21 protein-coding genes (1 of these 21 cut by a window edge) are annotated in these 19,954 nt (G+C 69.9%); 16 read left to right on the top strand and 5 right to left on the bottom strand.

Translation table 11 applies throughout. The annotated features are described in order from the left end of the window. Positions 1-27 precede the first annotated feature (27 nt). From FDZ84_RS01440 to FDZ84_RS01430, 3 genes are all read left to right on the top strand, one after another. A complete protein-coding gene (locus FDZ84_RS01440; RefSeq protein WP_168584367.1) occupies positions 28-1,545 on the top strand; it encodes a CdaR family transcriptional regulator in 1,518 nt (505 codons plus the stop codon). Between the two features lie 101 nt (positions 1,546-1,646). Then, a complete protein-coding gene (locus FDZ84_RS01435; RefSeq protein WP_168584366.1) occupies positions 1,647-2,900 on the top strand; it encodes an FAD-binding oxidoreductase in 1,254 nt (417 codons plus the stop codon). Then, positions 2,897-3,088 carry a hypothetical protein gene (locus tag FDZ84_RS01430; protein ID WP_168584365.1) on the top strand — a complete coding sequence of 64 codons (192 nt, stop codon included), beginning with the start codon at positions 2,897-2,899 and terminating at the stop codon, positions 3,086-3,088. The genes FDZ84_RS01435 and FDZ84_RS01430 overlap by 4 nt, the downstream gene beginning before the upstream one ends. A 143-nt stretch (positions 3,089-3,231) precedes the next feature. On the opposite strand, the gene FDZ84_RS01425 is transcribed toward FDZ84_RS01430, so the two are convergent. The 3 genes from FDZ84_RS01425 to FDZ84_RS01415 form a co-directional block, all read right to left on the bottom strand. Further along, on the bottom strand, positions 3,232-3,816 hold the full coding sequence (locus FDZ84_RS01425; RefSeq protein ID WP_371812757.1) for a GNAT family N-acetyltransferase: 585 nt from the start codon (positions 3,814-3,816) through the stop codon (positions 3,232-3,234). A gap of 299 nt (positions 3,817-4,115) precedes the next feature. Beyond that, positions 4,116-6,023: a hypothetical protein gene (locus tag FDZ84_RS01420; protein ID WP_168584364.1), complete on the bottom strand. Its 1,908-nt coding sequence runs from the start codon at positions 6,021-6,023 to the stop codon at positions 4,116-4,118. Further along, a complete protein-coding gene (locus FDZ84_RS01415; RefSeq protein ID WP_168584363.1) occupies positions 6,020-7,744 on the bottom strand; it encodes a DEAD/DEAH box helicase in 1,725 nt (574 codons plus the stop codon). The genes FDZ84_RS01420 and FDZ84_RS01415 overlap by 4 nt, the downstream gene beginning before the upstream one ends. Before the next feature lie 278 nt (positions 7,745-8,022). On the opposite strand from FDZ84_RS01415, the gene FDZ84_RS01410 reads away from it, so the two are divergent. Continuing rightward, the gene (locus tag FDZ84_RS01410) at positions 8,023-8,991 is read left to right on the top strand and encodes a plasmid pRiA4b ORF-3 family protein (RefSeq protein ID WP_246869106.1); all 969 of its coding nucleotides are present in this window, start codon (positions 8,023-8,025) and stop codon (positions 8,989-8,991) included. Positions 8,992-9,100: 109 nt separating this feature from the next. On the opposite strand, the gene FDZ84_RS01405 is transcribed toward FDZ84_RS01410, so the two are convergent. Next, entirely contained in the window at positions 9,101-9,292 is a 192-nt protein-coding gene (locus FDZ84_RS01405) for a DUF397 domain-containing protein (protein ID WP_168584361.1), read from the bottom strand. A 19-nt stretch (positions 9,293-9,311) separates the two neighbouring features. Then, a complete protein-coding gene (locus FDZ84_RS01400; RefSeq protein WP_168584360.1) occupies positions 9,312-10,172 on the bottom strand; it encodes a helix-turn-helix transcriptional regulator in 861 nt (286 codons plus the stop codon). Between the two features lie 128 nt (positions 10,173-10,300). On the opposite strand from FDZ84_RS01400, the gene FDZ84_RS01395 reads away from it, so the two are divergent. The 12 genes from FDZ84_RS01395 to tyrS form a co-directional block, all read left to right on the top strand. Continuing rightward, on the top strand, positions 10,301-10,603 hold the full coding sequence (locus FDZ84_RS01395) for a hypothetical protein (protein ID WP_168584359.1): 303 nt from the start codon (positions 10,301-10,303) through the stop codon (positions 10,601-10,603). A 108-nt stretch (positions 10,604-10,711) separates the two neighbouring features. Then, positions 10,712-11,740 (top strand): N-acetyl-gamma-glutamyl-phosphate reductase, encoded by a 1,029-nt coding sequence (argC, locus tag FDZ84_RS01390; protein ID WP_168584358.1) that lies wholly within the window; start codon positions 10,712-10,714, stop codon positions 11,738-11,740. Next, positions 11,737-12,135 (top strand): ACT domain-containing protein, encoded by a 399-nt coding sequence (locus tag FDZ84_RS01385; RefSeq protein ID WP_168584357.1) that lies wholly within the window; start codon positions 11,737-11,739, stop codon positions 12,133-12,135. The genes argC and FDZ84_RS01385 overlap by 4 nt, the downstream gene beginning before the upstream one ends. Continuing rightward, positions 12,132-12,260 (top strand): hypothetical protein, encoded by a 129-nt coding sequence (locus tag FDZ84_RS39900; RefSeq protein ID WP_256413646.1) that lies wholly within the window; start codon positions 12,132-12,134, stop codon positions 12,258-12,260. The genes FDZ84_RS01385 and FDZ84_RS39900 overlap by 4 nt, the downstream gene beginning before the upstream one ends. After that, positions 12,257-13,417, top strand: a complete 1,161-nt coding sequence (argJ, locus tag FDZ84_RS01380) for a bifunctional glutamate N-acetyltransferase/amino-acid acetyltransferase ArgJ (protein ID WP_168584356.1) — start codon at positions 12,257-12,259, stop codon at positions 13,415-13,417. The genes FDZ84_RS39900 and argJ overlap by 4 nt, the downstream gene beginning before the upstream one ends. Then, positions 13,414-14,331: an acetylglutamate kinase gene (gene argB, locus FDZ84_RS01375; RefSeq protein ID WP_168584355.1), complete on the top strand. Its 918-nt coding sequence runs from the start codon at positions 13,414-13,416 to the stop codon at positions 14,329-14,331. Before argJ ends, argB begins: the two co-directional genes overlap by 4 nt. Then, positions 14,331-15,521 (top strand): acetylornithine transaminase, encoded by a 1,191-nt coding sequence (locus tag FDZ84_RS01370; protein ID WP_168584354.1) that lies wholly within the window; start codon positions 14,331-14,333, stop codon positions 15,519-15,521. Before argB ends, FDZ84_RS01370 begins: the two co-directional genes overlap by 1 nt. After that, entirely contained in the window at positions 15,521-16,447 is a 927-nt protein-coding gene (gene argF / locus FDZ84_RS01365; RefSeq protein WP_168584353.1) for an ornithine carbamoyltransferase, read from the top strand. Before FDZ84_RS01370 ends, argF begins: the two co-directional genes overlap by 1 nt. Beyond that, a complete protein-coding gene (locus tag FDZ84_RS01360; protein WP_246868725.1) occupies positions 16,444-17,001 on the top strand; it encodes an arginine repressor in 558 nt (185 codons plus the stop codon). The genes argF and FDZ84_RS01360 overlap by 4 nt, the downstream gene beginning before the upstream one ends. Before the next feature lie 243 nt (positions 17,002-17,244). Further along, on the top strand, positions 17,245-18,666 hold the full coding sequence (gene argH / locus FDZ84_RS01355) for an argininosuccinate lyase (protein ID WP_168584352.1): 1,422 nt from the start codon (positions 17,245-17,247) through the stop codon (positions 18,664-18,666). A gap of 34 nt (positions 18,667-18,700) precedes the next feature. Next, positions 18,701-19,324 carry a DNA-3-methyladenine glycosylase gene (locus FDZ84_RS01350; protein ID WP_168584351.1) on the top strand — a complete coding sequence of 208 codons (624 nt, stop codon included), beginning with the start codon at positions 18,701-18,703 and terminating at the stop codon, positions 19,322-19,324. A gap of 33 nt (positions 19,325-19,357) precedes the next feature. After that, positions 19,358-19,954 carry the 5' end (the start) of a tyrosine--tRNA ligase gene (tyrS, locus tag FDZ84_RS01345; protein WP_168584350.1) on the top strand. Its footprint extends 678 nt past the window's final position, so 597 of the gene's 1,275 nt are visible here — the first part of the coding sequence; its start codon is at positions 19,358-19,360; its stop codon lies off the right edge, out of view.

Raw genomic sequence — 19,954 nt, 5'->3', positions numbered from 1 at the left:
TGCGGTCTTGGCCGTCAGGGAGTCGCCGTGGTCAAGCTCGATCGGTTGATCAACGTCCTCGGCGGCTTCGGGGCCCGGTTAGGCAGCCCGCCTCGGAGCAGGTCGACGGAGCTGCGTTCGGTGGCGCTGCACGACCCGGCCGATCCCGCCCCGGGTGGTGAGGACGTGCTGCTCGCCGTCGGCGTCGAGGCGAGCGGGGCGGCGGAACTGCTCTCGGCAGCCCACGCCAGCGTCGTCGTGTTCCGCTGCGCCGAACTCGACGAGCAGGCGCTCGCGGCGGCCCGGGAACGAGACGTGACGGTCGTGCTCGTCGACCCGGCCGTGTCGTGGGGGCAGCTCGCGGGCGTCGTCTACGGGCTGGTGCTGGAAGGCCGGGAAACCGAGGCCGGGCGGGGCCCGACCGACCTGTTCGCGCTGGCCGACGCGCTCGCCGACTCCGTCGGCGGCCCGGTGACGATCGAGGACCACCGCTCCGGCGTGCTCGCGTATTCCAGCCGGCAGCACAGCGCCGACCGCGCCCGGATGGCCACGATTCTGGGGCGGCAGGTGCCTGCGGAAATCCGCCGGAAGCTCGTCGAGCGCGGGGTTTTCCGGCACCTGGAGACTTCCGACGAGCCGATCTTCGTGGCTCCGCTGGAACCGGAGTCCGCGCACGGCCGGGCCGTGGTGGCTGTCCGCGCGGGCAAGGAACTACTGGGCTCGATCTGGGTCCTGACGGAGCACGAGCTCACCGGCGCCCACCAGGCCGCGCTGGTCAGCGGCGCTCGCACCGCCGCGCTGCACCTGCTGCGCGCCCGGGCCAGCGCTGACCTGGAGCGGCAGGTCGAATCCGACCTGGTCATCGGCCTGTTGGAGGGGCATGCGGACGCCGCCGCGGTGCTGAGCCGCCTGGGCCTGCGCAGCAGAAGGCACCGCGTGGTGGCAGTGCAGGTGCACGTCGGCGGCGCGCCGGAGGCTGTCCCGCTGCTCGCGTTCGAGCGCGCGACAATGGGCTTCGGCTGGTCACGACCCGGCCGCAGCGCCCTGTTCGCGAACACCGTCTACACGATCCTGCCGCACGAGGATGCCGAGCCCGCCTGCGAATGGGCGCGGGCCCTGGTCCGCGAGCTCGCCGGCGACGCTACGGTCCTCGTCGGCGTGGGTGGACCGGCCGAGCCGATGGAGCTGGTGGACAGCAGGCGGGAAGCCGACGAGAGCCTGGCGATCCACGCGAAGAGGGCGGACCGGGTCCCGGCCGTGGTTTACGACGACGCCTGGCACGAGATCATGCTGCGGCGGCTGCGGCACGCCGCAGCGACCGGCCGCGCCCCGGATCGCGGCCCGGTGGTCGAGCTCCGCCGCCACGACCGCGAGCACGGCACCAGCTACGTCGAAACGCTTCGCGCCTGGCTGGAGTGTCAGGGCGATTTGGGCGCTGCGGCGGCGAGGCTGGGGGTCCACCCGAACACGGTCCGGTACCGGATGCGGAAGATGGCCGAGCTGACGCCGCTGGTTCTCGACGATCCCGACGCCAGGCTCGCGATGATCATCGCGCTCGCAGTGTAGTCGGATTCGGCCAATCGGGTGGCCGGGATTTGTGGGATTCCGACACTGGCCGGGCGGCGCGGACCGGGCAGGCTCCACCTCAGGACGTTTGAGGAGGAAGCATGCGCGAGGACGGGATCGACGGGGTTCCGCGCCGGGCCGTGGTGGTCGGTGCCGGCGTGGTCGGCTTGTCGACCGCTTGGTTCTTGCAGGAGCACGGCGTCGAGGTCACGGTGCTGGACCGCGAGGACGTGGCGGCCGGCGCGTCTTGGGGCAACGCCGGTTACCTGTCGCCGGGTTTCTCGATCCCGCTGCCAGAGCCGGGCGTGCTGCGCTACGGGCTGCGGTCGCTGTTCGACCGCGACGCCCCGCTGTACGTGCCGACCTCGGTGGATCCCGGCCTATGGTCGTTCCTCATCGGTTTCGCCCGGCGGTGCACGCCCCGGGCCTGGCAGCGGTCGATGCGCGCGTTCGTCCCGATGAACGCGGAGTGCCTGGACGCCTTCGACGCGCTCACGGCGGGCGGGGTGTCCGCGCCGACCGTGCCGGCGCCGATCACGGCGGCGTTCGAGAAGCCCGAGCAGGTCGCCGAGCTGCGGCACGAGTTCGAGCAGATCCGCCGCTGCGGCCAGGAAATCGAAGTCCACGAACTGTCCACTTCGGACGTCGATGTGCCGCAGCTGTCGCCGCGCATCGCGGCGGTGCTCCGGGTGGAAGGGCAGCGTTACGTCGACCCGGGCGAGTTCACCCGGAGCCTGGCGAAGGCGGTGGTCGAACGCGGCGGCAAGCTGCGCACCGGGTTCCGCGTGCGGCACGTGCTGCGCGGCTCCGGACAGGTGATCATCAAATCCGAGCAGGAGGAGCGGGTGTCGGCCGAGGCGGTCGTGCTGGCCACCGGTTCCTGGCTGAGCCGCCTGGCGAAACCGCTAGGTGTCCGCACCCCGGTGCGCGCCGGGCGCGGCTATTCCTTCACGGTCCCGACCGAGCAGCCCGTTCCCGGCCCGATCTACCTGCCCGCGGTGCGCGTCGCCTGCACGCCGTACCAGGGCGGGCTGCGGGTGGCGGGAACCATGGAGTTCCGCCCGGCGGACGACCCGCTGGACCGCGGCCGCATCGAGGCGATCGTGCGCTCCGCGCGACCGCTGCTGCAGGGCGTCGGCTGGGAGGTGCGCCACGACGAGTGGGTCGGCGGCCGACCGGTGACGACCGACGGACTGCCGCTGATCGGGCAGACGAAGATGTCCGGCGTCTACGTCGCGGGCGGCCACGGCATGTGGGGCCTGACGTTGGGGCCGCTAACCGGCCGTCTGCTGGCGGAGCAGATCGCCACCGGCAAGCGCCCGGCGCTCCTGCGACCGTTCGACCCGCTGCGATGAGCATCGACCTGACCTCGGCGGAACGAGCGGAACTCGACCGGCTCCGCCGGGAGAACCACCTCCTGCGAGTGGAGAAGGAGATGCTGCTGCGAATCGCCACGGAATACGCCCTGGAGCGGCACGGCCGAGCCGACCTCGTTGACGCGCGAGGGCGAAGCGGATCTTTCCCCGAACCGCCACCTGGTTGATCGACTTACTGCCAGGATGTCCGGGTGGTCGGAGCTGGGGGCGCGCAGAGCCTGCAAGAGGTTCTGCGGCAGCGGCAGGGCAGCGAGTTCGTCGGCCGCGGCCTGCAGTGCGACATCTTCCGCACGAACTTGCACGCCGCCGGTCATCGGCGAGTGAGGTTGTGGGCCACGAACTCGGTCGCGGTGATGCCCATCAGCACGAGGTACTGGGCCCCGCCGCACAGGAACTCCGGGTCGCGCAGGTGGCCTTCCTCGCGGAAGCCGAGTTTGCCATGCAGCGCAAGGGAAGCGAGGTTGCCGTCGTAGATCCCGACCTCGCATTTGCGGTAGCGGCCCCGCCCGAACATGTACGCGAGCAGGGTGCTGATCGCGTCGTCGGCGTAGCCGCGCCGGCGGTACTGCGGGCCGATCCCGATGCCGTAGCTGAACCGGCCGGAACCGGGTTCGGCCTGGCTGGTGAACATCGAGCCGACCAGGGTCCGGTCGTGCAGCGTCTCGATGGCGAGCTGGATGTCGTCGCCGGATTCCGGGTGGTTCGCCCGGTGTGCCGCCCAATGCCGGAATCCGTCGAACTTCGGGAAGTGCTCGCGCGAGGACTCCCGGTCGAACCGCATCAGGGTGCGCCGGTCCGCAGGCTCGACCCGCCGCAACCGCACCCGCCGACCGACCGGACTCGACGTCGAATCGCGGTGGGCCACCTTGCCGGGGCGGGGTGGGGTCATCGTCATCGGCAACGATGATGCCGGTCGGCCCCCATCGATCTCGAAGCGGGGTGCCGAAACACCGGGCGCGGGACCGTCTCGTTAAGGCCGGGGTTTCCGTTCATGCGCCCGAAATCCCGGGTTCGGCGGAGAGTGCCGGCCCGATCGCTGAAAGTCCGCAGGCGAACATGCGCAAGTCCGGATTCCGGAGTCTTTGTGGCGCAGCACAACCGCGGCCAACACGTCCTGCACATGCCGCGACTGCGGGCACGCGGCGGCGGACAACCGCGACGACCAGGAGAGTCCGCGGGCGCCTCGGTACGGCGTCACCAGTTTCGGGTGCTGTCGAGCCGGAGTTGTTTCTGGACTACGGCGGTGGCCTTGCGGACGGCGGACTCGTCCGCGTTGAAGGCAACGGCTGCGTCGGGGTAGGTGGCCTTTGCGGCGCCGGACCAGTAGCGGATGGCCCGGTCGACGGTCGCCGCGATGACCCGGGGTGAGAACCGGGTGACGAGGTCGTCGGGGCTCGGGAGGCGCCACCAGGCCGCCAGGCAGCGGGCGGTGAAGGTCAGGCCGTGGCGCGCGGTCGTGCGGTCGAGGAGGAGGCCGGCCACGGTGTCAAGCTTCTGACGCGCGGGTGGAGCGTGGGTGACTGGCTTGAGTCTCATCCGGGCGACCATCCCGAGATGCCAGGGGGCCGCGTAGGGGAAGATTTCTTCCAGGAGCCGATCGGGTGACCACAGCAGCAGGTACGGGAAAGTGCCGTGGTCGGTGTAAAGCGCGCCCGCGGTGCCGCCGCGTTGTCCGGCGACCGGATGGTCGTAGTTCTGGCAGGTGAATTTCATCAGCGTGTCGCCGGTGGGGACGCCGACTCCGCGCAGGGCGCCGGCGCTGCCGTAGACGCGGGTGAGAGCGGCCAGCGGAGAGTCCGGAGCGATGAGCCGGGCGAGTTTCCGGTTTTCACCCGCGGCGAGGTAGTTCCAGAATGCCGCGGCTTCCAGTTCCTCGGCCTTGCCCGGCAGAACCGGCCGGGCGACGGGCTGCTTGCGGTCGGCTCGCGGGGGTGCGGCCACCTTGTCTTTCGCAGGCGCCGTTTTAGGCGTCTTGCCGGGTTTTTCCCGCGACGGCTGGGCGGCTTGGTTCCGGGATGGCGGCGCAGGCACAGCCGGCGGCGGCGGCGTTTTGGCAGGGGAACAGACAGTGCAACCGAGGTGGGTCTTGGTCGCCACCAGCGGCGCGTGGGCGTCGCAGTTCGGGCACCGAGTGGGAGCGAGGTCACTCACCAATGGCAGGTAGTCGAAGACGACGGGCCAGCGGCGGTCGCCACGCCGGATATCGGTGGTCAGACGCCAGGCGGGCACGTCGATGATGTGCAGCCGGTAGGGCCGCAGCTTGTGCTGGTGGCGGTATTTCTCGCCAATCTCGGCCAGCCGTCGATCACGCTCGGCGATCGTGGCCTGGGCGCGGGCGTCCAGCAGGGCCGCGCGGTCTGGATCGGCATCGGTGCGGCGTTTGTCGATGGCGGCGAGCGCCGCGGCATAGTACTCGCTGGCCCGGGTGGTCTCGGCGGCGCGCTCGGCATCCGCAGTCTGGGCCAGTACCCGGCCTCGCGACGCGGCCGCCTCGTCGAGTACCGAATGCGTGGCGGCTAGCGCCGGGATCAGGGCGTTTCCCGGGACGTGGCGCGCGAGTCCGGTGTCGGTGACGGCGATGGCGTCTCGCACCCGCGCCGCGGCTTGCTCGGGCCAGGCGATCAGCGACCCGACGTCGAGCAGGCATTCCGAGACTTCGGTGAACTGCTCCTCGGCCGAGACGGTGTGGCTGACCAGCGCGCCCAGTCGCAGCGTCGCACGATGAGTCCGGATCGGTGCGCCGGTGGCGTCGATCCGGCCGTGGTCGACAGGCATGCGGTCGCGGATCAACGCCAGCAGGTCCTCGGTGGACATCGGTTTCGAGCCGTGGGGCAGGGTGAGCGTCCCGACGTCGGCGGCGTCGATGACGGCTCCGGCGGCCTTGTCGATCTCGGGATGTCCGGCGCCGAGGAACTGCACGCCATCTTCCCGGGCGATGTCCGGATCATCGGTGATCAGCGTGGACTCCGGCAGGTCGTGCGCGGCGGCCAGTTGGTCGGGCAGAACCGTCAGCACCGCCTCGCCCGAGGGTTCCCACAGTCCGCCCTGGGAGTCCAGGTAGTCCAGCCAGAAAGCGAAGGCGGGGTTGTGGCTGCCGGTCATTCGTTGTCCTCCCCGACCAGGGCATCGACATTGCGCCGATCCGCCACGTAGGACGTGCGTGCCGCCGCGAGTTCTTCGCCGATTTCGTCCATGCGGCGGGCGAAGGCGGATTCGTTCTCGGTCGAGGTGAAGGCTTCGAACACCGCCTTTTCGAAATCGAAATCCTCGTCGATCCGGCCAAGGATCATGTCGAGTTCCCCGACGACGAGCTCGAACATGTTGATTTTGGTCTCCAGAACGTGCAGGATCCGTTCCTCGATGGTTCCCCGGCAGGCCAGGTTGGTCAGCAGCACATCGTGGGTCTGGCCGACCCGGTGCAGGCGGCCGAGGCGCTGTTCGATCTGCATGGGGTTCCACGGCAGGTCAAGGTTGATCATGACGTGACAGAACTGGAGGTTGCGTCCTTCGCCGGCGGACTCCGTGGACAGCAACACCTGTTCGGTGTCGCGGAAGGCTCCGATCACCCGCTCTTTCTCTGCCCGGGGCAGGCCGCCGTGGTAGACGACGGCGCTGATCCCCGCCGCCCGTGCCGCTTCGGCGACCGTGTCCAGGGTCTGCCGGAAAGCGGTGAACACCAGCACCTTCTCCCCGCGTGCCGCGTACTCGCCCAGCTTCGCCGTCAGCAGGCGAAGTTTGGCCGGATAGGTGATCGACTTCGCCGTGGCCGCCAGATCGGTCCAGCCGAGTTTGGTCATGGTCGGCGCGGCCGCCGCCGGTGTGGAACCGGCCAGCCTGGCGACCGAGCGCAGCGCCAGTCGCCGTGCGGCGGGCGCTTCCTTGGCCTCGACCCGGATCCGCTCGGTCAGCTCCGCATACAGAGCCTGCTCGTCGGCGTCCGGGGTGACCAGCGTGGTTTCGGCGAGGCGTTGCGGTAGCCGTAGCGCGACCTCGCTGCGCCGGTGGCGCACCATCACCTGACGGGTCCGGCTCCGCAGCTCAGCCAGGTTGCGGGGGCTGTTCACGTCGCCACCGGCGGCGACATGCCGGGAGCGGAACTGCGCCGGCGTGCCGAGCAATCCGGGCGCGACGAGGGAAATCATCTCGTACAGATCCTGCAGGCGGTTTTCCACCGGGGTGGCCGTCAACAGCAGGAGGAACCGCGCACTCAGTGCCCGGATAAGTTTTCCCGACGCGCTGCGCGCGGACCGCAGCCGGTGTGCCTCGTCTGCGATCACCAGGTCCCATCCGGCGCCGGTGAGTTCGGCCTTCAGCGGGTCCCGGCGGGCCGCGGCCAGCGAGACCAGCACCACCGGCCGGTTTCCGCGTTCATCGATTGCCCGATCCTTGCCGGATATGATCGCGGTGGGCAGGCCGAATTTGCGTTCCAGTTCGTCCCGCCACTGCTCGACCAGGCCAGCTGGGGTGATCACCAATGTCCGGTCGGCCAAGCCCCGGAGTCGTAGCTCGGAGGCGATCAGTCCGGCTTCGATGGTCTTGCCCAGCCCGACCTCGTCGGCGAGGATCGCCCGGCCTCTCATGCGCCGCAATACGGTGGACGCGGTCTCCCGCTGGTAGTCGAACGGCTCGAATGCCAACTGCGGCAATGACAACAGAGTGTCGAACCCGGGCCGTCGCAACACCGAGACCGCCTGGTCCACCAGTGCCGAGCGGGCCGGGTCGACGGGCGCGGCCGGGGACAACTGGCCGAGTAGGCTGAGCAAGGTCTCGGGCAAGGTTTGCGGCCCGGCGTCCCCGGGATCATCGCTCTGCGTCACCAACATCAGTCCCACCATAGCGCGGACGACCGGCCGACCTGCTTCGCGGTGCTGCGACGGTGTTGTGGGAGGCTATCCAGGTGAGTCCGGTGAGTAAGGGACGCAAGCGCAAACCCGCGAAAGGCCGACGGAAGCCCGGTGAACACCGCGCCCATCCGTCCGGATCGCTGTTCGGGGCGCCGTCGCCCGGGACCGAATTCGATGCGGCGGCATACCTGAGCGACCTTTCGCCGGTGTTGTCCAAGGCGGAAGTCAAGGACATCCTGGACCGGCGGTTGTTCGCCGTGCCCAACCGCGACGCCACCTTCCGCGGCGCGGATTTCGGCAGGCTCAACCCTGTCGACCCCGACGAGCGCGACATCCTGATCATGAGAGAGCATCCGGAATACCGCCGGGCGCTGGAGGATCCGTCGTGGGAAGGGGAGATCGGCGGGGTCAACCCGCGGCTGCACGTGGCGCTGCACGAGATGGTCGCGAACCAGTTGTGGGACGGTGAGCCGATCGAAGCGTGGCACGCCGCCCGCCGGCTGCTGGATCTCGGGATGGACCGGCATGACGTGTTGCACGAGCTGATGAACGTGGGCGTCGAACATCTGCACGGCGCCCTGACCGGCTCTGGACCGGTCGATCTCGATGCCTACCGGCGGACATTGAACGACCTGGGCCAAGAGCCCGTGAACACACGTGTCCGGCGCAGCGACACCGCGTACCAGATCAAGGTCGGTATCGCCGGCAGCGAACCGTCGATCTGGCGACGGCTTTCCCTGCCCGGTGACACACCGCTCGATGAGCTGCACCACATCCTCCAGGTCTCTTTCGGCTGGGAGGGCTGGCACCTGCATGAGTTCGAGGCTAAGGGCAGGCGCTACACCGATGTCAGCGGCGGATCCACGCGCGGTGTCCATGACGAACGCCGGGCGACCCTCAACCTCGTCGCCCCGCGCCAGGGCGACCGGGTGCGCTACACCTACGATTTCGGCGACGACTGGATCCATGATCTCGTGGTGGAGGCCATCGAACCGGCCGAAGGCGAAGCCCGCGTGCTATGCCTGGACGCCGATCGTGCCGGACCGCCCGAGGACTGCGGCGGCATCTACGGCTACCAGCGTCTTCTCGACGCGATGACCGGCCCCCGGCATCCCGACCGCGACCACTACGAGGATGTGCTCGGCGAATCATTCGATCCGGCCGCCGTCGATCTGGAGGCGATCAACTCCGTACTGGCCGCGATCAGGATTCCCGGCACCAGCTGACCCGGGCGCCACTCTGGCTGAGCCGTACGGTGCCGGTGAGCCCGTGAGTACTTTTGGGCGCTATAGCACCCGAAAACACTCACGGGCCCTAACCAGCAGGTCCGTGCGCCTAACGCTTCAAAGTGCCGAGGAACCGCGCAAAGGCGCCAGGGCCGAAGACCAGCACAGGACCATCAGGATCCTTCGAGTCCCGAACACCGACAACAGCCGGCTGGACAGCCACTTCGACACACTGGCCGCCGCTAGAGCCACTCCGGCTGCTCTTGCGCCAAGTAACGGCAGGAAAGTTTGGGGCGGACATGCTCACCCCTTCTGTTCGCTTACTGGTAGGTCTGCTTCACCTTATCGAGGAACGCACGGGATTCCTCGGGCGGTAGGGAAGCAGCGCGGAGGCGCTCGAACACGACGCTGTAGCGCGTGAATTCCCCGGGCTCCCACAAGTAGGTCGCACCAAGCACATCTTCCAGATACACCACGGAGAGTTGCTGGTCGACGAGCTGCAGAAGCGTTGCTGCGGATGCAACTGCGATGCGGTTGGGGACTTCGAAGGGTAGGACACGAACCTCGATATTCGGGCGATGTGACGAGTCGATCAGGTGCTCAAGTTGCCGCCGCATGATCTCGGCACTTCCCTGCACACGGCGCAAAGCGGCTTCGCTGAGGACGACCTGAAGGTTCACGGGTCGGATGCGGCGTGTCAGCACCTCTTGACGTTGCAATCTGGTCTGCACCTGCCTGTCGATGAGCCGCGGATCGGCAGCTGGCTCCCAAGCTTGAATCGTCGACCGTGCGTAATCCTCGGTCTGCAGAAGACCGGTTACGATCTCGACCTCGTAGATCTTGATCTCCGATGCGTCGCTCTCCAACGCCAGGAAGCGTTGGAACCAGTCCGGGACCGCGTCGCGGTACATGGTTCGGCGACGGCTGCGTTTCGGAACCTGCGTCGCAAGGCCCGTCAAGTACTTTCGGCGCTTCGCCGGTGCGCGGTAGAAGTCCGACAGCGTCTCGACTTCTTCCGGTGTTGCGGCTTGCTTGCCGTTCTCGATCTTGCTGATCTTGGGGACCGCGCCGCCCAGCACTTCGGCTGCTTCGGCGGCGGTGCGGCCCGCGTTCTCGCGCAGGCGGCGCAGCTCGATCCCGATCTGGATCTTGAGCACCTTCGGGTCCGGAGACGTCGCCATGCCGCACATCTTGGCACCCCGCTGCACCGAAATCGGAAATCGCAAGATCGATCACTCGATTCAGCGACTGTTAACGAGCAAGTTTCTCGCTAAGCTTCTCGCACATTGATCGGCAGATGGGAGTCGGGATGTTGGAGCGGCGTTTTTCGCTGGGGCCTTGGGGTGAGGACGAGCTTCCGGCGGTGCTGGAGGATCTGGCCGGGGCGGACCAGCCGAAGAAGTTCGCGCTGTGCGAAGTCGACCGTGACGGTGACAAGGTCGCCGCCGCGCGGATCTACCTGTGGGGCTTGGACTTCTGCCGTGCTCCGGGTGGCGATGGCCTGGGTGCGGTGTTCGTCAGTCCACACGGCTGGATGGGCAACTCCGACTCGGCCGAAGGCGCCCTGGAGTGCTTCTCGCTGATCCGCGACCTCCGCCTGGTCTGGCTCTGACGGGTCGTGAGTGCGTAATCGGGCTGGAGCCCGGCTACGCACTCACGACTAGGTGCACGCCCGAACGCCCGTTTGATTAATGTTGCATCGGAGTGCATAATCATCCGCATGACGGTTCGAGTGGCTGTTGCCGGTGCAAGCGGGTACGCGGGCGGGGAACTGCTCCGCCTGCTGCTGTCGCACCCGCAGGTGGAGATCGGCGCGTTGACCGCGGGCGGGAACGCCGGGAGCAAGCTCGGGCAACACCACCCGAACCTGCTGCCGCTGGCGGACCGCGTGCTCACCGAGACCACGACCGCCGAACTCGCCGGGCACGACGTCGTCTTCCTCGCGCTCCCGCACGGCCACTCCGCGGCCATCGCCGCCGAGCTCGGCGAGGACACCACCGTCATCGACTGCGGCGCCGACCACCGGCTCAACGATCCCACCGACTGGGCCCGCTGGTACGGCGGCGAACACCCCGGCACCTGGCCCTACGGCATCCCCGAGCTCCCCGGCGCCCGCGACCGGCTCCGCGGCTCCCGCCGCGTCGCCGTCCCCGGCTGCTTCCCGACCGTGTCCTCGCTGGCGCTCGTCCCGGCGCTCGCCGCCGGGCTCGTCGAGCCGGACGCTGTCGTCGTCGCGGTCACCGGCACCTCCGGTGCCGGCCGCGCGCTCAAGCCGCACCTGCTCTCCGCCGAGGTGATGGGTTCCGCCAGCGTCTACGGCGTGGGTGGCGCGCACCGGCACACGCCGGAGCTGATCCAGAACCTCAGCGCCGCGGCGGGGGAGCCGGTGAAGGTTTCGTTCACCCCGGTCCTCGCTCCGATGCCGCGCGGCATCCTCGCCACCTGCTCCGCTCCGCTGCGCGAGGGCGCTGACGCGGACGCCGCGCGCAAGGTCTACCTCGACGCCTACGGCGACGAGCCGTTCGTGCACGTGCTGCCCGAGGGCCACTGGCCGCAGACCTCCGCCACGCTGGGCGCGAACACCGTCCACCTGCAGCTGGCGGTGGACCCGGACGCCGGGCGGCTGATCATCGTCGGCGCCGAGGACAACCTCACCAAGGGCACCGCCGGTGGTGCCGTGCAGTGCATGAACCTCGCGGTCGGCCTGCCGGAGACCACCGGGCTGCCGACCGTCGGGGTGGCGCCATGACCGGGCTCAAGCTCCGGCTGCACGCTGAGCCGCTGGCGGTCGGCATGGTTCCGGCGCACGCCAACCTGGCCCTGACCGGTGGCACCACGCCGATCCACGGCAGCCTGACCACCGGGGCGGGCCGCACCATCGTCTTCCCGCATTCGCTGGCCGCCGAGGCCGGTCCCGACGTGCGGGTCGAGGGCCCGTTCCGGGCGCTGGAGGTCGCCGGGCCGCTGGAGTTCGCGTTGACCGGAATCCTGGCCGCGCTGCTGGTGCCGCTGGCCGAAGCCGGGATCAGCGTCTTCACGCTGTCCACTTTCGACACCGACTGGATCCTGGTGCCCGCGGACGCCGCGGAGAGGGCCGCCGACGTCCTGACCGCCGCCGGGCACGTTGTCGAGGCGACGTTATGAGTGTGGTAAGCCGCCTGTTCCGCAAGATGCCCCGGGAGCGGGTGTTCCGCAAGGTGCCTCGGGAGCGGGTGTTCCGCAAGATGCCCCGGGTGCGGGTGTCCCGCAAAGCAGAGGAGAGCCAATGAGCGTGACCGGACCTGCCGGTTTCCGGGCGGCCGGAGTCGCCGCCGGGATCAAGGCCGCGGGCGCGCGTGATGTCGCGCTGGTCGTCAACGACGGCCCGCAGCAGGCCGCGGCCGGGGTGTTCACCACCAACAAGGTCAAGGCGGCGCCGGTGCTGTGGTCGCAGCAGGTGCTCAAGGAGCGCAAGCTTCGCTCGGTGGTGCTCAACTCCGGCTGCGCCAACGCCTGCACCGGCCCGGAGGGCTTCCAGGACACCCACGCCACCGCCGAGAAGGCGGCCGACGTGCTGGGCGTCGGCGCCATCGAGGTCGCGGTCTGCTCCACCGGCCTGATCGGCGAGCGGCTGCCGATGGACGCGCTGCTGTCAGGCGTGGACACCGCGGCCAAGGCGCTGGCGAACGACGACCAAGCCGGTCTCGACGCGGCCACCGCCGTGCTCACCACCGACAGCAAACCCAAGCAGGCTCTCGGGAAGCACGACGCGGGCTGGTCGATCGGCGGCTTCGCCAAGGGCGCCGGGATGCTCGCGCCGAACCTGGCCACCATGCTCAGCGTCATCACCACCGACGCGATGATCGGCGGCGACGACCTCGACGAGGCGCTGCGCGCGTCCACCCGGGTCACCTTCGACCGGTTGGACGTCGACGGCGGCACCTCCACCAACGACACCGTGCTGGTGCTGGCATCCGGTGCCTCCGGGGTCGAACCGTCCAAAGAGGACTTCACCGAGCTGCTCACCGCGGTCTGCACGGACCTGGTCCGCCAGCTGCAGGACGACGCCGAGGGCGCCACCAAGACAATCGACATCACCGTGCGCGGCGCGGCCAGCGAGGCCGACGCGGTCGCCATCGGCCGCACCATCGCCGAGGACAACCTGGTCAAGACCGCGATGTTCGGCTCCGACCCGAACTGGGGTCGGATCGCGATGGCGCTCGGCCGGGTCGACGCCGAGATCGACGTGGCCAAGCTGGAGATCGCCACCAACGGCGTCACGCTCTACGCCGACGGCACCAAGGCCCGCGACCGCAGCGCGGCGGACCTGTCCGGCCGCGCCATCGAGATCGTCGTGGACCTGCACCTCGGCGAGCACGCGGCGACCATCCTGACCACCGACCTGTCCCACGATTACGTCGAAGAGAACAGCGCTTACTCGTCATGACCCAGCAAGAAACCAGCGACCGGCTGGCCACCGCGGCCGAGAAGGCCAGCGTCCTCGTCGAGGCACTCCCGTGGCTGCAGCGCTTCCACGGCGCGACCGTCGTGGTCAAGTACGGCGGCAACGCGATGATCGACGACGAGCTCAAGCGTGCCTTCGCGCACGACATGGTGTTCCTGCGGCTCGCCGGGCTGCACCCGGTGGTGGTGCACGGCGGCGGCCCGCAGATCACCGCGATGCTCGGTCGGCTCGGCCTGGAAGGCGAGTTCCGCGGCGGCCTGCGGGTGACCTCCCCGGAGACCATGGACGTGGTGCGCATGGTGCTGGTCGGCCAGGTCGGGCGGGAGCTCGTCGGGCTGATCAACCAGAACGGGCCGTTCGCGGTCGGCATGTCCGGCGAGGACGCCCGCCTGTTCACCGCCGAGCGTCGCACCGCGACGGTCGACGGCGAGGCCGTGGACGTCGGGCTCGTCGGCGACGTGGTGTCGGTCAACGCCGACGCGGTGCTCGACCTGATCAAGGCCGGTCGCATCCCGGTCGTCTCCACCGTCGCCCCCGACGTCAACGGCGTGGTGCACAACGTCAACGCCGACACCGCCGCCGGGGCGCTGGCAGTCGCGCTCGGTGCCGAGAAGCTCGTGGTGCTCACCGACGTCGAGGGCCTCTACACGAACTGGCCGGACCGCTCGTCGCTGGTGTCGCGCCTGGACGCCGACCAGCTGGCGGAACTGCTGCCCGGCCTGTCCAGCGGCATGGTCCCGAAGATGGAGGCCTGCCTGCGCGCGGTGCGCGGCGGGGTGCCGCGGGCGCACGTCATCGACGGCCGCCTCGCGCACTCGGTCCTGCTGGAGGTTTTCACCAGCGCCGGAGTCGGCACGATGGTGCTGCCGGCACAGGCAGAGGAGGGCGAGAACTGATGACCACCAACGCCGCGGGAGCGCAGCGCTGGCAAGCGTCCATGATGGACAACTACGGCACCCCCAAGCTGACTCTCGTCAGCGGCTCGGGCGCCGAGGTGACCGACGCAGACGGCAAGACCTACCTGGACTTCCTCAGCGGCATCGCGGTCAACGCGCTCGGCCACGCGCACCCCGCCGTGGTGCAGGCCGTCACCGCGCAGATCGGCAAGCTCGGCCACGTCTCCAACCTCTACGTGCACGAGCTGGGCCTCAAGCTCGCCGAACGGCTGCTGGACCTCGCCGGCGCGACCGGCCAGGGGCGGGTGCTGTTCTGCAACTCCGGTGCCGAGGCCAACGAGGTCGCGTTCAAGATCGCGCGGCTGACCGGCCGGGCCAAGCTCGTCGCCGCCCACGGCGGCTTCCACGGCCGCACCATGGGAGCCCTGGCGCTCACCGGCCAGCCCGCCAAGCAGCAGCCCTTCGAGCCGATGCCGCCCGGAGTCGTGCACTTGCCCTACGGCGACGTGGCCGCGCTCGAGTCCGAAGTGGACGACAACACCGCGGCGGTCTTCCTGGAGCCCATCCAGGGCGAGAACGGCGTGGTCGTGCCGCCCGAGGGCTACCTGCAGGCAGCCCGGGAGATCGCCACCCGCAACGGCGCGCTGCTGGTGTTCGACGAAGTGCAGACCGGCATCGGCCGCACCGGCTCGTGGTTCGCCTTCCAGCGCGCGGGCGTCTTGCCCGACGTGATCACCCTGGCCAAGGGCCTCGGCGGCGGCCTGCCGATCGGCGCCTGCATCGGCCTCGGCGCCGCCGGCGACCTGCTGCACCCCGGCCAGCACGGCACCACCTTCGGCGGCAACCCAGTGGTCTGCGCCGCGGCGCTGGCGGTGCTGGACACCATCGCCGCCGACGGGCTGCTCGAACACGTCGAGCAGGTCGGCAAGGACCTGGTCACCGGCCTGCGGCAGCTCGACCACCCGCTGATCGGCGAGGTGCGCGGCGCGGGCCTGCTCGTCGGCATCGGCCTCACCGAGCCGGTGTCGGCCAAGATCGCCGCCGCCGCGCAGGACGCCGGCTACCTGATCAACCCCATCCAGCCCGACGCGATCCGGCTGGCCCCACCACTGATCGTGCGCCCCGAGCAGGTGCAGCGGCTGCTCGCCGACCTGCCCACCTGGCTCGACGCTGCCAAGGAGAACCCCTGATGCCCCGGCACTTCCTCCGCGACGATGACCTCACGCCCGACGAACAGGCCGAGGTCCTCGACCTCGCCGACCAGTTCAAGGCCGACCCGCTCGGCTCCGACGCGCTGGCCGGGCCCAAGTCGATCGCGGTGATCTTCGAGAAGAACTCCACCCGCACCCGCCTCTCCTTCGAGGTCGGCATCGCCCAGCTCGGCGGCCAGCCGGTCGTCGTGGACGGGCGGATGATGCAGCTCGGCCGCGAGGAGACCATCGAGGACACCTCCCGGGTGCTGTCCCGTTACGTCGACGCCGTGGTGTGGCGGACCTTCGAGCAGGCCCGCATCGACGCCATGGCCTCGGCGTCCCGCGTGCCCGTGATCAACGCGCTCACCGACGAGTTCCACCCCTGCCAGGTGCTCGCCGACCTGCAGACCATCCGGGAACGGCACGGCAAGCTCGCCGGGCTGACCCTGACCTACCTCGGCGACGGCGCCAACAACATGGCGCACTCGCTGATGGTCGGGGGTGCCACCGCAGGCATGCACGTCCGCGTCGGCGCGCCGGACGGCTTCCGGCCGCTGGACTGGGTGCTGGACGCGGCCAAGAAGTGCGCCGCCGAGACCGGCGGCTCGGTCGAGGTGTTCAACACCCCGAACGGCGCGGTCGAGGGCTCGGACGTGCTGGTCACCGACTCCTGGACGTCGATGGGGCAGGAGAACGACGGCAAGGACCGGATCAGCCCGTTCCGGCCGTTCCAGGTCAACTCCGAGCTGCTGGCCGCCACCGGCAAGGCCGGCACGAGCGTCCTGCACTGCCTGCCCGCGCACCGCGGCATGGAAATCACCGACGAGGTGATCGACGGCCCGGCCAGCGCGGTGTTCGACGAGGCAGAGAACCGCCTGCACGCGCAGAAGGCGCTGCTGGCGTGGCTGGTGCGACGACCATGACGACCCGGGTCGCGCGGCAGGCCCGCATCGTCGAACTGGTCGCGTCGATGGGCATCCGCAGCCAGACCGAACTGGCCAAGCTGCTCGCCGGCGACGGCATCGAGGTCACCCAGGCGACGCTGTCCCGGGACCTCGACGAGCTCGGCGCGGTCAAGCTGCGGGGCGCCGACGGCGGCGCGGCGGTCTACGTCATCCCCGAGGACGGCAGCCCGGTCCGCGGTGTGCAGGGCGGCACCTCGCGGCTGAGCCGACTGCTCGGCGAACTGCTCGTCGGGGCCGACGGGGCGGGCAACCTGACCGTGTTGCGCACCCCGCCGGGCGCGGCGCAGTTCCTGGCCAGCGCCATAGACCGGGCCGCGCTGCCGGAGGTGGTCGGTTCCATCGCGGGCGACGACACCGTGATGATCGTCGCCCGCGAGCCCCTCACCGGGCACCAGCTGGCCGAGCGGTTCACCGAGATGGCAGCAGGGGAACGGCAGTCCGAAGTGGACGCCGAAGCCCGGTCCACGGTGGACGGCAGGGGGCAGGGTCCTAGGGACCAAGACGATGAGTGAGCGGGTCGTGCCGTCGTCGGCACCGTCGTGCAAGGCTGCACCGGCAAGGGCAACGACCGCGATCCCGAAGAAGGGCCGCGCCCACCACCCCATCACCCGGTGGGCGCGCAATTTCGCGAGAATTTGACCGTCACCCGGGTGAACGTCAATTTCTCACGAAATTGGCACCCGCGGCACAAACCGCACCCCCGGCACAAACCGCACCGACAGCAACAAACAACCTGACACGACTGAGGGGACACCGTGACGCAGCAAGGCAGCGAGCCCACCAAGCTCTGGGGCGGCCGGTTCGCCTCCGGCCCGGCCGAAGCGATGGCCGCGCTGAGCCTGTCGACCCACTTCGACTGGCGCCTGGCGCCCTACGACATCGCCGGCTCCCGAGCCCACGCCCGCGTGCTGCACGGCGCCGGGCTGCTCACCGCCGACGAACTCGAGCGGATGCTCACGGGCCTGGACACCCTGGCCGCCGACGTCGAGGCGGGCACCTTCCAGCCGGTGATCGACGACGAAGACGTGCACACCGCCCTCGAACGCGGTCTGCTGGAACGCGTCGGCCCGGAACTCGGCGGCAAGCTGCGCGCCGGCCGCTCCAGGAACGACCAGGTCGCCACCCTGTTCCGGATGTGGCTGCGCGACGCCAACCGCCGCGTCGTCGCGGGCGTCCTCGACATCGTCGACGCCCTCGTCGCCCAGGCCACCGAACACCCCGAGGCGGTGCTGCCCGGCCGCACCCACCTGCAGCACGCGCAACCGGTGCTGCTGGCGCACCACCTCCTTGCGCACTGCCAGGCGCTGCTCCGCGACGTCCAGCGCTTCCGCGACTGGGACGCCCGCACCGCCTACTCGCCCTACGGCTCGGGTGCCCTGGCGGGCTCCTCGCTCGGGCTCGACCCGCAGGCCGTCGCCGCCGAGCTCGGCTTCGCCGGTGCCGTCGACAACTCCATCGACGGCACCGCTTCGCGCGACTTCGCCGCCGAGGCCGCGTTCTGCCTCGCGATGCTGGGCGTGAACCTCTCGCGCATCGCCGAAGAGGTGATCATCTGGAACACCGCCGAATTCGGCTATGTGACCCTCGACGACGCCTGGGCCACCGGCAGTTCGATCATGCCGCAGAAGAAGAACCCGGACGTCGCCGAGCTGGCCCGCGGCAAGTCCGGGCGGCTCATCGGCAACCTCAGCGGGCTGCTGGCCACGCTGAAGGCGCAGCCGCTGGCCTACAACCGGGACCTGCAGGAGGACAAGGAGCCGGTCTTCGACTCCGTAGAGCAGCTGGAACTGCTGCTGCCCGCGATGGCGGGCATGCTCGGCACCCTGACCTTCCACACCGAACGGCTCGCCGAGCTCGCGCCCGCCGGCTTCACCCTCGCCACCGACATCGCGGAGTGGCTGGTGCGCCAGGGAGTCCCGTTCCGCGTCGCGCACGAGGCGTCGGGGGAGTGCGTGCGCACCGCCGAGGCCCGCGGCGTCGGACTTGAGGAACTGACCGACGAGGAGCTCGCCGCGGCCAACCCGGCGCTCACCCCGCAGGTACGCAAGGTGCTGACCGTCGAGGGCTCGATCGCCTCCCGCGACGCGCATGGCGGCACCGCCCCGAACAGGGTCGCCGAGCAGCGCGAACGCGTTGTCGCCGGAGTGCGGCAACATCGCGAGTGGCTCTCCAAGTGATCACGGTTTGGGCACGACCGGTAGGGTCGAGCGTGTGAGTCAGGTGACACGCGACGAACTAGCTCTCGATCCGCTGTGGGTGGCCCGCCGGTTGCTCGGCTGCGAACTGCGATCGACGAGCCCGCAGGGCGAGGTCGGCGTGCGCCTGGTCGAGGTCGAGGCCTACCGCGGCATGGACGACCCCGCGTCGCACTGCTACCGCGGGCGCACCGAGCGCAACGCGGTGATGTTCGGCCCGGCCGGCCACCTGTACGTGTACTTCGTCTACGGGTTGCACTTCTGCATCAACGTCGTGTGTCTCACCGACGGCGTCCCCGGCGCGGTCCTGCTGCGCGCCGGGGAGGTCACCACGGGTACCGAGCTCGCCCGCTCCCGGCGGCCAGCGGTTCGCAAGGATGTCCAGCTCGCCAGCGGGCCCGCTCGGCTTGCCGGGGTGCTCGGCATCACCCGCGAGCACAACGGCGTCGACCTCACCAGCTCGGAGTCGCCGATCCGGCTGTACAACGGCACCTTGGTCGGCGAGGACGACATCCGCAGCGGGCCCCGGGTCGGCGTCGCCGCGGCGATGGACCTGCCGTGGCGGACCTGGGTGGACGGCTCCTCGGCGGTCAGCTCGTACCGGCGTGGCGGGCGTCGCCGCATCCAGGCCCGGACGTAAACCCGGTTGCGGGGATGCGCGAAACTGAACTGCGTGAGCGAGCACATCCTTGACGAGCTGACCTGGCGCGGCCTGATCGCGCAATCCACCGACCTAGACTCGCTGCGGCGGGAACTCGACGACGGGCCGCTCACGCTCTATGCCGGTTTCGACCCGACCGGCCCCAGCCTGCACGCCGGGCACCTGATCCCGATCCTGACCCTGCGCCGCTTCCAGCAGGCCGGGCACCGGCCGGTGGTCCTCGCCGGCGGCGCCACCGGCCTGATCGGCGACCCGCGCGACGTCGGCGAGCGCAACCTGCACGACGAGAACACCGTGCTGGAGTGGACCGGCAAGATCCGTGACCAGCTGTCCGCGTTCGTCGACTTCGACGACTCGCCGACGGGGGCGATCGTGGAGAACAACGCGCACTGGACCGCCGACCTGCCGGTCACGGCGTTCCTGCGGGACATCGGCAAGCACTTCTCGGTGAACACGATGCTGGCGCGGGAAACCGTGAAGCGGCGGCTGGAAACCGACGGCATGTCCTACACCGAGTTCAGCTACATGCTGCTGCAGGCCAACGACTACGTGCAGCTGTACCGGAAGTACGGCACCCGGCTGCAGCTCGGCGGCTCCGACCAGTGGGGC

Origin of the sequence: Saccharopolyspora sp. ASAGF58 (genome assembly GCF_012277335.1) — a bacterium.
GTDB lineage: Bacteria > Actinomycetota > Actinomycetes > Mycobacteriales > Pseudonocardiaceae > Saccharopolyspora > Saccharopolyspora hattusasensis.
The sequence above is the reverse complement of the archived record's forward strand: the minus strand, read 5'-3'. Positions and strand labels throughout refer to the sequence as shown.

Coding starts and splice junctions, on each gene's coding strand:
- FDZ84_RS01370 (WP_168584354.1), top strand. CDS start 14,331: ATGACCACCAACGCCGCGGGAGCGCAGCGCTGGCAAGCGTCCATGATG.
- FDZ84_RS01435 (WP_168584366.1), top strand. CDS start 1,647: ATGCGCGAGGACGGGATCGACGGGGTTCCGCGCCGGGCCGTGGTGGTC.
- FDZ84_RS01415 (WP_168584363.1), bottom strand. CDS start 7,744: ATGTTGGTGACGCAGAGCGATGATCCCGGGGACGCCGGGCCGCAAACC.
- FDZ84_RS01420 (WP_168584364.1), bottom strand. CDS start 6,023: ATGACCGGCAGCCACAACCCCGCCTTCGCTTTCTGGCTGGACTACCTG.
- argJ (WP_168584356.1), top strand. CDS start 12,257: ATGAGCGTGACCGGACCTGCCGGTTTCCGGGCGGCCGGAGTCGCCGCC.
- argC (WP_168584358.1), top strand. CDS start 10,712: ATGACGGTTCGAGTGGCTGTTGCCGGTGCAAGCGGGTACGCGGGCGGG.
- FDZ84_RS01385 (WP_168584357.1), top strand. CDS start 11,737: ATGACCGGGCTCAAGCTCCGGCTGCACGCTGAGCCGCTGGCGGTCGGC.
- FDZ84_RS01400 (WP_168584360.1), bottom strand. CDS start 10,172: ATGGCGACGTCTCCGGACCCGAAGGTGCTCAAGATCCAGATCGGGATC.
- FDZ84_RS39900 (WP_256413646.1), top strand. CDS start 12,132: ATGAGTGTGGTAAGCCGCCTGTTCCGCAAGATGCCCCGGGAGCGGGTG.
- FDZ84_RS01425 (WP_371812757.1), bottom strand. CDS start 3,816: ATGACGATGACCCCACCCCGCCCCGGCAAGGTGGCCCACCGCGATTCG.
- argB (WP_168584355.1), top strand. CDS start 13,414: ATGACCCAGCAAGAAACCAGCGACCGGCTGGCCACCGCGGCCGAGAAG.
- FDZ84_RS01360 (WP_246868725.1), top strand. CDS start 16,444: ATGACGACCCGGGTCGCGCGGCAGGCCCGCATCGTCGAACTGGTCGCG.
- FDZ84_RS01405 (WP_168584361.1), bottom strand. CDS start 9,292: ATGTCCGCCCCAAACTTTCCTGCCGTTACTTGGCGCAAGAGCAGCCGG.
- FDZ84_RS01430 (WP_168584365.1), top strand. CDS start 2,897: ATGAGCATCGACCTGACCTCGGCGGAACGAGCGGAACTCGACCGGCTC.
- FDZ84_RS01395 (WP_168584359.1), top strand. CDS start 10,301: ATGTTGGAGCGGCGTTTTTCGCTGGGGCCTTGGGGTGAGGACGAGCTT.
- argF (WP_168584353.1), top strand. CDS start 15,521: ATGCCCCGGCACTTCCTCCGCGACGATGACCTCACGCCCGACGAACAG.